19 protein-coding genes and 1 tRNA gene are annotated in these 14161 nt (G+C 63.3%); 16 read left to right on the plus strand and 4 right to left on the minus strand.

All coding sequences use genetic code 11. The features are described 5' to 3' along the window. Positions 1-308 precede the first annotated feature (308 nt). Both LKK40_RS07120 and LKK40_RS07125 read right to left on the minus strand, forming a co-directional pair. Positions 309-1124 carry a fumarylacetoacetate hydrolase family protein gene (locus LKK40_RS07120; RefSeq protein ID WP_304310053.1) on the minus strand — a complete coding sequence of 272 codons (816 nt, stop codon included), beginning with the start codon at positions 1122-1124 and terminating at the stop codon, positions 309-311. A gap of 659 nt (positions 1125-1783) precedes the next feature. Further along, the gene (locus LKK40_RS07125) at positions 1784-2656 is read right to left on the minus strand and encodes a YggS family pyridoxal phosphate-dependent enzyme (protein ID WP_304310054.1); all 873 of its coding nucleotides are present in this window, start codon (positions 2654-2656) and stop codon (positions 1784-1786) included. A 201-nt stretch (positions 2657-2857) separates the two neighbouring features. On the opposite strand from LKK40_RS07125, the gene LKK40_RS07130 reads away from it, so the two are divergent. Beyond that, complete coding sequence (locus LKK40_RS07130; RefSeq protein ID WP_304310055.1) at positions 2858-3160, plus strand: acylphosphatase; 303 nt, start codon at positions 2858-2860, stop codon at positions 3158-3160. A 719-nt stretch (positions 3161-3879) separates the two neighbouring features. Here the strand turns inward: LKK40_RS07130 and LKK40_RS07135 are convergent. After that, positions 3880-5076 carry a glutamyl-Q tRNA(Asp) synthetase gene (locus LKK40_RS07135; RefSeq protein WP_304310056.1) on the minus strand — a complete coding sequence of 399 codons (1197 nt, stop codon included), beginning with the start codon at positions 5074-5076 and terminating at the stop codon, positions 3880-3882. 312 nt (positions 5077-5388) lie between these two features. On the opposite strand from LKK40_RS07135, the gene LKK40_RS07140 reads away from it, so the two are divergent. The 9 genes from LKK40_RS07140 to LKK40_RS07180 all read left to right on the plus strand — a co-directional run bounded on the left by LKK40_RS07140 (position 5389) and on the right by LKK40_RS07180 (position 8691). Next, positions 5389-5462, plus strand: a tRNA-Lys gene (locus tag LKK40_RS07140). Positions 5463-5944: 482 nt separating this feature from the next. Continuing rightward, positions 5945-6190 (plus strand): helix-turn-helix domain-containing protein, encoded by a 246-nt coding sequence (locus tag LKK40_RS07145; RefSeq protein ID WP_304310057.1) that lies wholly within the window; start codon positions 5945-5947, stop codon positions 6188-6190. 137 nt (positions 6191-6327) lie between these two features. Next, complete coding sequence (locus LKK40_RS07150; RefSeq protein WP_304310058.1) at positions 6328-6816, plus strand: hypothetical protein; 489 nt, start codon at positions 6328-6330, stop codon at positions 6814-6816. Beyond that, complete coding sequence (locus tag LKK40_RS07155) at positions 6813-7073, plus strand: hypothetical protein (RefSeq protein WP_024464169.1); 261 nt, start codon at positions 6813-6815, stop codon at positions 7071-7073. Before LKK40_RS07150 ends, LKK40_RS07155 begins: the two co-directional genes overlap by 4 nt. After that, positions 7070-7252: a hypothetical protein gene (locus LKK40_RS07160; protein ID WP_304310059.1), complete on the plus strand. Its 183-nt coding sequence runs from the start codon at positions 7070-7072 to the stop codon at positions 7250-7252. The genes LKK40_RS07155 and LKK40_RS07160 overlap by 4 nt, the downstream gene beginning before the upstream one ends. Next, positions 7246-7467, plus strand: a complete 222-nt coding sequence (locus tag LKK40_RS07165; RefSeq protein WP_024464171.1) for a hypothetical protein — start codon at positions 7246-7248, stop codon at positions 7465-7467. Before LKK40_RS07160 ends, LKK40_RS07165 begins: the two co-directional genes overlap by 7 nt. Next, complete coding sequence (locus LKK40_RS07170; protein ID WP_024464172.1) at positions 7464-7655, plus strand: hypothetical protein; 192 nt, start codon at positions 7464-7466, stop codon at positions 7653-7655. Before LKK40_RS07165 ends, LKK40_RS07170 begins: the two co-directional genes overlap by 4 nt. Then, positions 7652-8008, plus strand: a complete 357-nt coding sequence (locus LKK40_RS07175; RefSeq protein WP_033502829.1) for a helix-turn-helix domain-containing protein — start codon at positions 7652-7654, stop codon at positions 8006-8008. Before LKK40_RS07170 ends, LKK40_RS07175 begins: the two co-directional genes overlap by 4 nt. Beyond that, entirely contained in the window at positions 8005-8691 is a 687-nt protein-coding gene (locus LKK40_RS07180; RefSeq protein WP_024464174.1) for a hypothetical protein, read from the plus strand. Before LKK40_RS07175 ends, LKK40_RS07180 begins: the two co-directional genes overlap by 4 nt. Here LKK40_RS07180 and LKK40_RS07185 read toward each other — a convergent pair. Then, the gene (locus LKK40_RS07185) at positions 8670-9359 is read right to left on the minus strand and encodes a DUF6037 family protein (protein ID WP_033502839.1); all 690 of its coding nucleotides are present in this window, start codon (positions 9357-9359) and stop codon (positions 8670-8672) included. The genes LKK40_RS07180 and LKK40_RS07185 overlap by 22 nt on opposite strands. A gap of 53 nt (positions 9360-9412) precedes the next feature. On the opposite strand from LKK40_RS07185, the gene LKK40_RS07190 reads away from it, so the two are divergent. From LKK40_RS07190 to LKK40_RS07215, 6 genes are all read left to right on the plus strand, one after another. Then, positions 9413-10675: a helix-turn-helix domain-containing protein gene (locus LKK40_RS07190; RefSeq protein ID WP_304310060.1), complete on the plus strand. Its 1263-nt coding sequence runs from the start codon at positions 9413-9415 to the stop codon at positions 10673-10675. Further along, positions 10672-11139, plus strand: coding sequence for a WhiB family transcriptional regulator (locus LKK40_RS07195; protein ID WP_304310061.1), 468 nt, complete (start codon positions 10672-10674; stop codon positions 11137-11139). Before LKK40_RS07190 ends, LKK40_RS07195 begins: the two co-directional genes overlap by 4 nt. A 50-nt stretch (positions 11140-11189) precedes the next feature. After that, positions 11190-11636, plus strand: a complete 447-nt coding sequence (locus LKK40_RS07200) for a hypothetical protein (protein ID WP_304310062.1) — start codon at positions 11190-11192, stop codon at positions 11634-11636. A gap of 7 nt (positions 11637-11643) precedes the next feature. After that, positions 11644-12177: a hypothetical protein gene (locus tag LKK40_RS07205; protein ID WP_304310063.1), complete on the plus strand. Its 534-nt coding sequence runs from the start codon at positions 11644-11646 to the stop codon at positions 12175-12177. A 39-nt stretch (positions 12178-12216) separates the two neighbouring features. Next, a complete protein-coding gene (locus LKK40_RS07210) occupies positions 12217-12711 on the plus strand; it encodes a hypothetical protein (RefSeq protein ID WP_304310064.1) in 495 nt (164 codons plus the stop codon). Positions 12712-12825: 114 nt separating this feature from the next. Next, entirely contained in the window at positions 12826-14013 is a 1188-nt protein-coding gene (locus tag LKK40_RS07215; RefSeq protein ID WP_304310065.1) for a hypothetical protein, read from the plus strand. The last annotated feature ends 148 nt before the right edge of the window (positions 14014-14161 follow it).

Genomic DNA, 14161 nt, shown 5'->3' on the forward strand with positions numbered 1-14161 from the left:
GACGAACTGGCCGGGCGAATTATACGATGTCCATTATGTGGACGACTACGCAACGACCTTTTTGGGCTCTTTTGCGAAGGCCCCTTCGCCATTCGCATCGCCCGCGCACGACCTGCGCGCGATTTGCCGCGCTGGTCTGTCTGTTCAGGCAGCACCTAACCAGACAGCGCCCAACCACAAAGCGTCTCAACATCGCATTAACACAGTCTTAATACAAAGCCGCTGCGCCGACCGGCAGCACTCAACGGCAAACGGCCTGCACAACGGCTTGCGTCATCTATGTTCGTTACTGAAATGTCAGTGCAGCACTACTCGCGCACCACCACATTACGCAGCGAGCCGATGCCTTCGATGTGCACCACAGGTTCATCGCCTGCGTCAAGATGACCTGAGGCGTCAGGGGTTCCGGTCATGATGACGTCGCCCGGCAGCAGCGTCGCGAAGCTGGAAATGGCGGCAATCTGCTCGGGGATGCCGTGAATCAGCTCCGCCGTGGTGCCGCTGGCCTTCGATACGTCCTCGCCGTTGAGCGAGAAGGAGATCTTCGTGTCCTTCCAGTTCAGCTCGGTTTCGATCCACGGCCCGAGCGGGCAGGCGGTGTCGAAGCCCTTGGCGCGCGTCCACATCGGGTCGGGGCCTTGCAGGTCGCGCAGCGTCACATCGTTGACGCAGGTGAAGCCGAGCACATATTCCATGGCATGCTCCACCGGCACGTTCTTGGCGATGCGGCCGATTACCACGGCGACCTCCGGCTCGAAATTCATGTCGTGCGAATACGCGGGAATCACAATCGGGTCGTCCGGGCCAATCACCGACGTGCTCGGCTTCATGAAAATCACCATGTCCTCAGGGGCATGGGCGATGTCGGAATGCCCATGCTCGTGCATGAACTCGGCGTGGGCCTCGTAGTTTTTGGCCAGGCCGTAGACCTTCGAGGGGATCACCGGGGAGAGCAGACGGATGCCCTCGCCGTCCAGCTCGTAGCGGTCGCCGGTCGGCTTGACCGGCTGCGCGCCGAAGGGGAAGCCGTCAAGCGCCACCAGGTAATCTCTGCCGTCGGACTCGTCCTGCTGCACAAAGGCATACTGCGGAACGTCATTATGTGAAAAGCGTGCGATTCTCATAGGACTACCCTACCGCCGGCATGCGTCAGCGGAGTTATCGCCGTGTGAAACATCTCGAAAAGCTCGCGAATTTGCTGTTTTACGGATTTGCTGACTTGCGAATTTGCGAATTTTCCCCTCGCGAATTTTTTAATTAAGCAGATTTATGCGTTTCCGACGGTATCCGGGCGCTGACGCGCGTCCACAGAAAATCAGGAATGGCGGCATTCCGCCAAAACGCTGCGCGCTGATTTCGGTGGCTACTTTGCCAAGTGCTTAATAGACGAAAAAAGTGCTGAGAAGATTGCCTCAACGCCATATTTCCATCAGATGCGCGCGTGGAATCGCACGAAATCGCATGGAAGGCGGCACCGGATGCTGCCCTCCCCCCCGTCGCCGCCCTCGACACTCTCCGAATGCGCGCAAATGCGGTGTCGGCCATCTATTAAGCACTTTTTTCGTCTATTAAGCACTTGCGAAAGTACACGCCTATTTCAGCCTCCATGAAATCCTTGGAATCTAGCCATTCCTCGATAGCCGGTACCACCTCGGGAAGCCGCATACAGGCGGTTTCACCCGGCAATCTGCTTAATAGATGATCAGCCAGGAAGAAACCGTCCAAAAATCATGCGGTACTCCTCCGCACGCACGCAATCAGAAACCCGAAATTCGACTCGAACTCAGATGAATTCGCGTTCGCCGAACAGGCCGGTGCCTACGCGCACAATCGTTGAGCCCTCCGCGATGGCGTATTCCATGTCGCCGGTCATGCCCATCGACAGCTCCGCGCAATGCTCGGTGCCCGGCGCCTTGGAATCGAGAATCTGCTCGCGCGTGTGCCGCAGGCGTTCGAAGCCCTTGCGGATCGCGTATTCGTCGTCCACATGCGCGCCGATGGTCATCAGACCCTCCAGCCGCAGGCCGCCCATGATGCCGATGCGCGTGGCGATATCGATGGCGTTCTTCGGATTGCAGCCCGATTTGGATTCCTCGCCCGACTCGTTCACCTCAAGCAGCACGCCGACCTCGATGCCCCGCGCGACCGCCCGGCGGGCGATGCGCTCGGCGAGCGCCAGCGAATCCACGGATTCGATGGTGTCCACCACGGGAAGCACCTTGCCGATTTTATTCGTCTGCAGCTGGCCGATGAGGTGGAAGGGAATGTGGGTCGAGTCGGCGTTGCCGCCGTTGCCGCCGCTGCCTTCGATACCTTCGATACCTTCGTCATCGTTGCGCCCGTCGCCCTCGTCGCGCCCGAGCGCAAACCCGCGCGCGGCGCACAGCCGACGCAAACCGTCAGCCTTCGCCGCAATCTCCTGCGGCCGATTCTCGCCAATTATGCGAATGCCAGCATCGATCGCCGCCATGATCTCCCCGACATCGCGGGTCTTCGTCGCCGCAAGCAGCCGCACCGAGCCGGATTCCCGGCCAGCCGACTCCTCGGCCGCCCTCACGCGGTCGAGCACCCGATGCACATTATCGGCGATCTCCTGCGCGCGCGGTGCCTCGATGGTCTCGTTCGCCAAATCCCTGTGCTCCATATACGACGTCATGATTGCCTCTCCATATCGTTTCGCCGTTCCCATCGTAGCCGCGCGCCGGCCGAAGAGCGCGGAATTGGCCGAAGGCGCTATATCGCATGATTATGGCGCGTTGCCATAACTGGCATTGGAGCGTATTGGATTGCGTGCACAAATCGCGTTATGGTAAATCATGACAAGGGATGGGGCAAGATAGCGGCGGAGGCATCACGAATGAACGATACTGCGAATGAGATTCGGATTCATGCTCGGGTGACCGGCCTCGTGCAGGGCGTCGGGTACCGCTACTTCGCCTTCAATGCGGCGCGGCGGCTCAATCTCACCGGCTGGGTGCGCAATTGCGCCGACGGTTCGGTTGAAGTCGAGGCGCAGGGCGAGCGCACAGCCATCGCGCAGCTCCTCTCCCAGCTCAAGCTTGGTCCGCGCTGGTCCCAGGTGAGCAGCGTGGAGGCTCAGTCGGTCTCGATTCGTCACGGTGCCGGGGCCAAGGAGTTCCGCGTAGAGCCGGGGTACTGAGCCCGCTTGCACAGCTTTTTGGAAAATTCCCTTTGAAGCGGTTCAAACGCTGCGTTGCTTGATTTCAAGCGCTTTCAGACGTTTTCAAGCGGCGCTGCGAGGACTATCGCTGCTCCCCACTCACCTCACCCGTCGTTCATTAGGCCCATTATTGCGCAAACCCATCCGTGCAAGGACTTTTCCGATTGCGTCGCATTCCAAGAAACGGCGGAATTTCAAGGATTGCATGAAAGGCGAAACAAGCGGATACTTTCGAAAGGGCCTAATGAACGAAAAAAAGACCTAATGAATGGGTTTTCGCGGTTGCCAAAGTAGCTGTCTCACTGTCATGCCGTTTACGTCATGTCATTTGCGCCGGGGAGTCGGCTTTGGATGGCGTCGGGCAGTCGGGCGGCCACAATCGTCATTTGTTAGGCCCTTTTTTCGTTCATTAGGCCTTTCGCCAAGTAGACACCACATCATGCACTTACCACTTTGGCGGAATACCGCCATTCTTCAAAATGTAAGGCACAAGCGTTTCGCTGCATGCGACGGCATATTCCCGAAAAAGAGCCTAATGAAATTCGCAAAGAGGTCGTACAGCGCGCGGAAACGACTAAACAGATAATCCGCATATCATCACATACGACCTGCATAGGGCTTCCACCTCAATGGGCCGTGTCTGCCAACAATGAATCATGCGGGGCAGTCGCACAGCATAGCCGAAATAAGCCGCTCTCTTAAGCATCCCTACAATCCATGAGATGAGTCATTGCGCTCGGTTCAATCGCGCGATCTGTGGGGTCCACTCGCAGGGCGTTCCAACCGTTACGCCTGAACAACTGCAGCGCCTCGTCTGGTGTCATGGGGACGGGGCCAGAATCGGAACCGGAATCAGGTTTGCCCGGTTCGTTTGGATTGCTTGGCCTGTTTGTCCTGTTCGGCTCGCGCAGACCCAGCAGCCACGCGCAGTATCCGATGATTTGGCGTGGATTGGCTCCGGATTCCCGCAGCGCGCCCATGTCGAGATCACGGTCGCGCTTGGCGAGTCTGCGGCCGGCATTGTCATCGATCAGCGGCAGATGGGTGTATCGCGGGTTCGCCGTGCTTGGATTTTGGCCTGGTTGCTGCCTCGTGCCGGAATCCGTGCCGGGACCCACGACGCCACCAAATCCTTGCACGGAGTCGGCTCCGAATCCAGCGGCGAGCAACTGGCGGCGAATCCAGATTTGTAGCGCGGTGGAGCGCAGCAAGTCCCGCCCGCGCACGATGTCGTCCACGCCCATGAGCAAATCGTCGACCACCACGGCCAGCTGGTAGGAGAACAGCCCGTCCGAGCGCCGCACGACCGAATCGCCCACATCGCGGGCGAGGTCGAAACGTTGTGTGCCGAAGATCTGATCCTCGAATGCAACCGACGTCAGCGGAGACTGTGCAGGAGGCACTGCTATGCGAAGCGAATGCTGGGCATCTGCGGCCAGTCTACCGCGCACTTCGTCGGGGTTTTCGAGCAGTAGCCGCCTGCACGTACCTGGGTAGACAGTGAATCCGTCACCTTCCTGCGGTGCGGACGCCGCGCGGATTTCCGCGCGCGAGCAGAAGCACGGGTAGATCAGCGAGGAATCATACACGGGGTCGGCGGTCGTTGCCGCTTCGGGCATCGGGCGGCTTGCAAGCGCCCGCAGCGCCGATTCGTAGATTTCGCCGTGCTGCGACTGGTATACGGGGTCGCCATACCAATCAAGCCCCAGCCATGCCAGGTCGTCCATAATCCATCGGTCGGCGTCAGGCATGACGCGCGGTATGTCGATGTCCTCGATACGCAAGGCGATATGGCCGCCGGGGCAGGCGCGCGACGAAAGCCACGCTGCCAGCATCGCGTAAACGTTGCCGATGTGCAGACGCCCCGAGGGAGTCGGCGCAAAGCGCCCTTTCATTGTGCACTCCGGCATGAGTCTCACCTCGTTTCCACGCACCCATTATTCACTATTCCGGCTGGTGACGTGTTGGGCGGGTTGCGGTTTAGCTTCGCGGTGTTAGCGGGAGATTCGGTCGAACCTACAGACTGACGATGCCTTCAGCATCGTCCTTCGCAGCCTTAGCGGCTGCTCACTTCGCCTACAGACAGCGCACAGCGCTGTCTGCTTTACGGCTCAGCACTGCGCTGTCTTTTCAACGGCTCGACACGCCGGTTTGCGGGGGGATGATTTGGGAGTAAAGTAGTCACTCGGTTCAAGGAACTTGCCAACGCCCCTGTAGCTCAGTTGGTTAGAGCAGCTGACTCTTAATCAGCGTGTCCGGGGTTCGAATCCCCGCGGGGGCACCTTGAGAATGCCGTGGTCGCATATCAGCGACTGCGGCATTTTTGCTATTCGCATCAAGCAGCATATCTTCGGCAGCATCATTTCCAATCATCATCCTCATAATGGTGTCATCTGCCAACTCATCAACTGTCACGTCCAAGAACTCAGCGGCGAGCAGAACTTCATCGAACTTCCAGTTTGCCCGCGAGATCTTTAAGGAAATCGCTGCTGGTTTTACACCCATGTAGTCAGCAAAACCCTTTTGCGTTTTCCCCTTTGCGTTCATGAGCTGCTGCACATTGAAAGAAACAACCTGCATTTTATATGCTGCCCGTTGTTTCGGAGTTATCTCGGTTTGAACCACCGGCATAGCTTAAGGTCCTTTCGTGGTTATCTTTACCATCTGCAATTAATCTTACGACACGATTTGCATATTGCGCAAATTGAGGTTACTGTGATAACAGTTCGTAAACATGATAACAAATTGTGGAGGTGAAAGGTGGTGAAAACTCAAATGAACGAATGGTTCAGAAAGCGTGCTGTCGGGCAGGCGGAAGTCGCTCGCACACTGGACGTTTCGGTTTCAACTGTTTCAAGAATTTTGAGTGGGAAGCAACCGCTTTCAATGGATCGCGCCTTGTCGCTGCATGAACAATATGGGATCCCGCTATGCATCATTTTCCCCTCTTTGGAATCTGATTTTGAACTCATTCGTAATTCGAAAGAGAAGAGTGCCGTGGCCAGTTAACCTTTTCACCCTTTTCTACCAGATAAAAGAATGCCGGCCCGGTGTTTAGGCCACCGGGCCGGCGTGCAATAACAAAGAATCAAACGAAGCCAGTTTTGGACGGCTGCTTCGTTCGTTCCTAGTAAGGAGTCATTGCGATGACTGATTTTAACAGGCGCACCTTGGGTTTTTCCTTGGTGCCTGATGACAATGGTATGCGTGTCGTGCGGGGAGTGGCGGGCGCATGCGTCACTTTTCCTGATTTTTCCGCTCCGGGCGTGTCGTCGTCCGAGCGTCGGCGTGCGATGGCGGCGCATCCCGCGAACGGCGGGCATAAGCGTCCGACTGTCTCCCATGCTGCCGATGTGGTGGATGAGGTGGCGTACTGGCATGGCCGGGCGCGCCGCTACATGCAGAATATCGTGCTTGCCGCGGTCTCGGCCTTGTTCCTGGCGTTGCTGCTGATCGAATGCGTCTCGTCCGCCGGGCGGGGCGTCGCTCTCCTGGCCGCAGGCGCTGCCGTGTTCCTCGCTCTGGCGGGGTGCTCGGCGTGGCTGGCCGCGTCCGTCCTGGACTGGCGGGCGTCCCGTGATTTCCTCAACGCCGAGCGTCGGCGCTCGACTGCCGATTCGGAGGCATCCCGATGAAAAATGATTCTTCTCGTTTCGCGCTGCTGCGTGGTGTGCTGTTCTGGCTGGGCGTGCTGGCGATGTGCCTGGGCGTGTATGCGGGGCTTGGCTTCCTGCTCTATTTCCTCATTGGCCTGGCCGGTGTCTGGCATCCCTCGTACCTGGTGTGCGTCGCGGCCGGCGGATTCTTCGCCGTCGTCACCACGGTCGCCTTCCTGGCACACGAGCTGATCGTCGCGCCTGAGATGGCCGAGATCGATAAGGGGGCCGAGTGATGGAGTCGACGGTGACGCGCCTGCGCAAGCGCTTGAGCAGGACAGACGAGCAGGTATTGGCGTCCAGCGCCCGTGACGGGTCGATGGACTGCTATGTGAGCACAACAATCGGCGTGCCGCAGGTGATGGTCGGCGCGTTGCGCCGGCTGGTGACGGCGGGGAGGCGGTCGGAATGTTGAGCATGGTTGCGGTGCGGGTCGTGCAGGGCTTTTTCGAGGTGCGCATCCGGGACGATTCGGCCTACGGGCTGCGCGGCCAGGTGGTGACGCTGGACGAGGCGCAGGCCAGGGCGTTGCGTGACTCCCTGACTGAGGCGCTGGGCATGGACGCGGATATCCGGGCCGAGCGTGAGCGCACGCTGCGCGGCGCCCCGACGCAGGGAGGCGGGCGATGAGCTGGTTCTACATTGTGCTGATTGGCCTGCTGGCCTGCCAACTCGGCCTCGGCGTGGTGGTGCGCGGTCTGCAAGGCGACCCCCAGGAGCATGACCGGATACTTTTCGCCGCCACGCTCCTGGCGCTCATGGCGGGCGTCATGATCGTCTATGTCCTCGAAGCGATGTTCGGGTGGTGGTCGCGATGAGGGTTGTGGATCCGATGAGCCGGGAGGCCGTCTCGCAGTGGGTGTGGCGCGCGTATGGCTTGGAGCCGAACGCGCGGCTCGTGCTGGCGTTTCTGGCGCATTTCGCGTCGCCCGGCCGTCTCGAGGCCAGGGCGAGCGTGGGCGACCTCGCCGACGTCCTCGCCCTGAGCGAGGACAAGGTGCGGGAAGCGCTCTCGGCTCTGATCAGGAAGAACTATCTGGAATGCCGCGGCCGGCCGATGTGGGGCTGGCCGGGATGCGGCGGGGACGACGACCTGCAGGAGGAGAACTGGCACCTGCTGCCAGGCAGGGACCCTGTATCCGGAAGGCATGCGAAGGAGGCAATGCTATGAGCTGGGGAATGATGGCGCGGGCGCTGGAGGTACGGCTGCCGTGGCCGGGCGGGAAGCTCACGCTGCTGGCATTGGCCGGCCGGGCCGACGACGAGGGCCATGTCACGCCCGCCGGCCCGCTGATAGGAGACATGGCCGCGAGCCTGGCCGAGGAGACAGGATTGCGCGAGCAGACCACGGAGCGGGATGCGCCGGACCTGTCGGTTATGGACTGCCTGCGGATCCTCGAATTCGAGCAGCTTTTGAAGCTCCCTGCGCGCACCAGCCGCGAGCGGCGCTGGTCGCTGACGTTCGACGCCTATTCCAGGCGCGTGGAGCGCGAGACGGATCAGGCGCGCAAGGCGTTGGAATCCGGCACGCTCGGGCGTCCTCCCGTGAGGGAGCGCTGCCCGCAGTCGTCTTCCGATGGCAGCTGGCGCGATCCGCGGACCGCTTTGAGCGAGCACGACCGGCTGGTGCTGGCGCGCGCGTTCGACTTCACGGACAGCATGGAGCGGGCCATGAAGGACGAGGTCTACGAGTTTCTCGATGACACGCTGCGCAAGGGCGTCCATGCCTTTCTGGCCGATCCGCCTGCCGATATCGAGGCGTTCGAGAGGCGCTTGGAGCCGCTCGCCATGCAGTGCGCGGATATGGCCGTGCAGGGCGTCCTCGAGGCGATTCAGGCGGGGAGGCTGTACTGATGCGAGTTCTGCAGCTCCATGACGTTCCTGGGTATGGGCAGTTCCCTCTGCCCGTTCCTCAGCTGGTCGGTCCAGCAGCTCGACTGGTTCGTCTCCCGGCAGTAGTCGGCGACCTGCTTGGATATCAGCCTTCTGGTCTTGTCATTGTTCTCAGCGGTCTGGTGGGCGTTTCCGGTGTTGTGCCGGAAGCCGAGCAGTATGGTCTTGTCCGCCTCGTCCACGTCGCGTCTGAGCCGTTCGGGAAGCGCTGCCGCGTATCTGATCAGATGCCTTCCTGGGAAGCGCATGGCGCCCGCCGCGTCGTCGATGTGCTGGATGAAGCTGACGGGCGACCATCTCGGCCCGTTCCGGCCTGCCTCGATGCCGAGGATCTTCTTGAGCGTGGCGTAGTCCTCTCCGATCCAGGGCTTCATCCACAGCCCGGCGCGGCCCTGATGCACGTGGAATATGTGCGACCACGGCCGCTCGCCTCCGGTGTCCTTGAGGATCTGGGCCACGAGCATCTGCGCGTAATCGCCGTACTCGTCCTTGTGGTCCATCTGATGGACGTAGGTCGCCTGGAAGGCCGCCGGGCCGTCTGTGAAGTCCCATGCCAGGCGGGGCGCGTCGATGGCTTCCTCGCGCATGACCGTATCCACGATTCTGGTCAGCCCCGCGAGTTCCATCATCCCATTGTGCCCGCTCGCGGCGACGTGCGCGAATTATCCGAAGAGGGCGAGTCATGAGCGGGGCGTGCGAGGCGTGGGCGTGGACGGTGCGCGGGCTGAAGCCGTCGGAGAAGAACATTCTGGTGTTCCTGGCGAGGAAGGCGTATTACGACGATGGGCAGGCCGCGTGGCCGGCCCTGGCGAGCATCGCGGATGCGTGCTGCTGCAACGAGCGCACGGTGCGCCGCGCCTTGGACTGCCTGGTGGCGAAGGGCTATCTGGAGCCGGGCGATCAGGACTTCAGCGCGCACAACCCGCGCACGGGGCTGACGGTCAGGCCTGGGCACCGGTGCACGGTGTGGAACGTGGTCATGCGCGGCTGCCCCGTCGAGATCGAGCCCGAGGACATCGAGGAGCCCGACGAGACCGAGCCGGTGCAGGCAGCGGAGGAGTATCCCGGAGCCGAGGCGTGCGAGGAGTCCGACGCGGCGGGCGAGGAGCCGGATTCGTGGGTGGACATTTTCGACAGTGACAAAATGTCCACCCACCCCGAGGCGGATTCGAGAGTGGACATTCTGACCGGAAAAGTGTCGAAAATGTCCACCAATAGACAAATAACAAACAAATACCCCTCTGCCCCTACGGGGCATCCCCCCACCGGGGGATCCACCGGATCGGGATTCGAGGCCGGAGCGGACCCTCCGGAGCTGGACGCCGACGCCGGGCGGCTGTGCGACCGGTTCCGCCGGCTGCTGGCCGACGCCGGGCTGCCGGTGCCCAGCGGCCTGCAGCCGGGCGCCGATGGCGGGCCGCGCTCGAAGCGCGAGCTGCACGCTGCCCGCAGCCTGCTCGACGCGCACGGCCCGGACCTGAGCCTGGCCGTGGCCGAATGGGCGCTGCGCCGTCCCGGCGACCGGGAGCGGCCCGGGGCGTTCTCGTGGCGCTCGTGCGTCACCGGCCCTGCGAAGCTCGTGCAGAAGTGGGACAAGATCGGCGCGCAGATGGCCGACGACCCCCAGGGCCGCCGGCTCATCGCCCAGGCGACGCCCGGCGCCCGGCCGGAGCATCCCGCCCCGGCCCGCCGCGAGGCGTCCGAGGCGGCCATCATGGCTGTGCTGGTCCGTCTCGATTTCGACGACGGGCACTACCCGGCCGCCAAGAAGCACGTCGTGGCCGGCCTGCGGGACGGCCTGGCGGACGAGCGGATCGTCGCGGACTGGCAGGCGGAGCATCAGGGCGAGGGCGGGCCGCCGGCCGAGCAGCGGGCCGCCGCCACGATGGCCGGCGGGTACCACTTCGCCGGCAATCTGCGGGCTGCGGAAGGAGGCGGGCTATGACGAGCGTCCAGACCCAGGCCCCCGCGGGGATCTGCATGGGGCTGCCGCAGCCGGTGCAGGACCTGATGTGGGGCGCGGACTCGCTGCCGGACGCCAGGGCGCAGCGCGAGCTGACCGCCGCGGCCGTCAAACTGTGCGAGATGTGCCCGCTGCAGGCCGACTGCCTGGCGCTGGGCATCGCGACGCATGACCAGTTCGGCGTCATGGGCGGGCTTCCGGTCAGGGCGAGGCAGCAGCTGCAGCGCCTGGCCGAGGAGGCCGGCGTGCGGTTCGCGCCCGGCGACCCCGACCCGCGAGGCGCGCTGGCCCGCTGGCTGCGCGAGCACCCCGAGGTCGTGCGCCAGGCGCGCGACAGGGAGAACGAGCGCAGCCGGGCGCGGCACCGCAGCTCGGCCGAACGTCAGCGCCGCTGGCGCGCCGCGCACCGCGCCCCGGACAGCGGGACGGCCAGGCAGACGGGCTGAGCAATGAATCTGAAAACCAACTATTCGTCTAGTGCGGAAAGGATGCGGCCATGGCTGGCAAGCGGAGGGTGAGGGTGACGTGCAACAGGCGCCTGGGCGTGCGCGCGCCGTTCGAGGTGCCCCGGATCGGCGTGTGCGAGGGGCTCGAGTTCTATGTCACGCTCCCCCGCGTGTACGAGGTCGACGGGATCGCGGAGCCTGCGGGCTCGGCCGAGGCGAACGACGCGATACGGTTCTCGTTCCACGTGGGGCGGGGCCTGTCGGTCCGGTGCCCGTCGTGGCTCTCGCGCTTCGAGACGGACTCGTGGAGCGTGCTCGCGTCCGGCCCGGGCGGGCGGCTGGTCCCCTCGCCGGTCTCGCGGGGCACGTTCGAGCGGATCCTGGCCGAGCATGCGGCGGATATCGGGGACGTCGAACGGCTGGAATCGGACGCTTTCGGGCTGATCCTGGCCGACGGCCCCGACGGCCCGCACGCGATCCAGCCAGCCCTGTACTGACGACGACATGAAAGGAAAAACGGAGATGAAGACGACGAATACAAGGAACAGCTGGCTCTGGATGCACGCGGCGGATGCCGCACGGCCTGCCGGGTGGGTCCTCATAGCCGTTGCAGAGCTCGAACTTCTGCCTGGCATGGCGGCAACCACGGCGACGGTCGTGGGAGACCACCATGGCGGGGACGCGCGCATCGTCGCGCTGTCGGTGGGATGGACGCTGATCGTCGTGCTTTTCCTCGACGCCCTGGGACAGGCATGGCGCGGCGTCCGCCGCCTGCGCCGCTCGTACAGCGTCCACTGCACGCGACGGGACTACCCGGAGTCCATGATCCCGCTGGGCGTGAGCGCGGACGGCCACTTCCGGGCCGAGTACGACCCGTACAGCGACGCGGTCATCGTGACGCTGCGACCCGCGCTGGAAGGCATGCCCATGGCGTGCCTGATTGACGGGCGCATCGATCACATGCCCGGCCAGCCGGGCCATGCCTGCGAAGGCACCGTTGACAGCCATGCCGGGTCCGCTCTGGTTCCAGGCCGGTGACGCCATTTTGATGGACCTGTACGAGATAAGGAGAAGATCATGACGTTCTATGACTGGCTGGCGATTCCGCTATTCGCCATGATTTTCTATTCGGAGGCCTGGTTCACCATCCAGTCCGTGGTCATCGACGAGCGGAGCATGGCCGAGGCCGAGGCGGATACGATAGCGGCTTTCTGGCTCTTAGCTGGCTGCGTCGTGCTGCTCGACTACTCAGTGTGCCGCTTCCGCGCGGCGTTCGCGGCCAGGGATCCGTCGCTGTCCGGCGTGCCTCTCTGGCTGTGCGTGCAGGCGGCCGCTGCTCTCGTGGCCGTGTTCATGGTGCCCGCGATCTGCCGCCAGGCGTGGAGGTGGGCCAGGTACGGGCGCAAGCGCCCCATCGATGTGGACGAGGATGGCAGGGTCGTGATGACCACCGGCCGCACCTGGTGGCCGGTCCCGTTCTGGGTGCGCCTGTGCCTAGGCGCGGCCGGCCTCCTGGCCGCAGCGGCCTTCGTGCCCGTGCTGCGCGCCGCGTCCGACCTGCTGCACGCATAGACGAATAGATGCATAGATATATAGAAACATAGATAAGCAATAAAACAATTAGACAAGAAAACAATAAGACATCTAGTTGATTAGATGTGTTCCCGGCCGGATGGGCGGACGTCTGTGGTAGTGTGCGTCTGCCGGGCCAGGGGAGATTCGAAGGAGAAGATCATGGAAAGCCAGGAGAACGACATGGCCGAGACCGAGGCGCTGCCGGTCATTGGGACGGACGGCCTGCAGAGCATGGCCGACGGGCCGGACGACGGGATGGCACAGAGCGGTCCTGCCAGGGCCGGGAGGCGCAGGCGCGCCGCGGTCATCGCGGCCGTCGGCGTCGTGGTGGCGCTGGCCGCCGCATACGCGGGCGGCTGCGCGTACGCCGCGCACAGGCTGGATGCGGAGAAGGCGTCCTATGCCGCCGAGCGGAGCGCTTACATCGGGAAGACGGGCGATGCGAGGAATCTCGCCAGGAGCGCGAAGGGCGAGGTGCTCGACCCGAAGGCCATCGACGCGCTGAACGCGGCCGCCGGCCGGCGTCTGCCGGCTCCGGGACAGGCGCGCCCCTGGGCGCTCTGGGAGCAGATCCCCGTGCTGCACGGCTACGCCCAGGCCCGCGCGACCCTGGGCGATGATGCGAAGGCCATCGACCAGGCCATCGCCGAGGTCAGGGCCTCGCAGTCCGCGAAGCGCGTGAAGGACGCGAAGGACATGCTCTCGCATGCCGACGGGGCGGCGAAGAAGCTCCTAGCGGACTCGAACGGCAAGGTCGCGGACAACAGGACCCGCGACGCGCTCTCCGCCGCGATCAGCGGCGCGGACAGGACGCTCAAGACACCCACTGGGTTGAAGCCGGGACTGGCCGAAGCGTATACGGCCGCATTGAAGCCCCTGGCGGACGCGAGCCGGCAGGTCAACGACTCCATGAAGGCCAAGAGCGACGCCGACGCGAAGGCCGCGGCCGACGCTGCAGCAGCCCAGGCCGCAGCCGCCGCGCAATCCCAGGGCGCGGCGCAATCGGCGCAGTCGTACGCCCAGGCCCCTGCCTACGGCAATTACGGCGGCGGCACCCAGTCCTACGCTGGCGGCGGCACAAGCGGCTACCAGCAGCCGGCCGCGCCACGACAGCAGGCACAGCCACAGGGCGGCGGCGGCAGCAGCTTCGATGAGAATGCCTGGCGCGCTGAAGCGCAAAGGCAGGCAAACGATCCGAATAACCGTCTGTCGCCTTTGGGCGAATGCCAGGTGTTCGGCTCCTGCGACAGGTTCTACCAGCAGTCGGCGCAGCAGCAGGCCCAGCAGCTGGGCCATTAGACCCATCAGATCTATCGGATAGCATCCGCGTCTCCCTAATAGCTAGGGGGCGCGGATTTTTTTATATAAAAATAGTGACGCTTGTCCTCGGCTACGGCGTGTCGCCGGTGGTCTGATTGATGTCGGGAAGCCCATCCGGGCTTCTGTC

The organism is Bifidobacterium tibiigranuli (assembly GCF_022655035.1).
GTDB lineage: Bacteria > Actinomycetota > Actinomycetes > Actinomycetales > Bifidobacteriaceae > Bifidobacterium > Bifidobacterium tibiigranuli_A.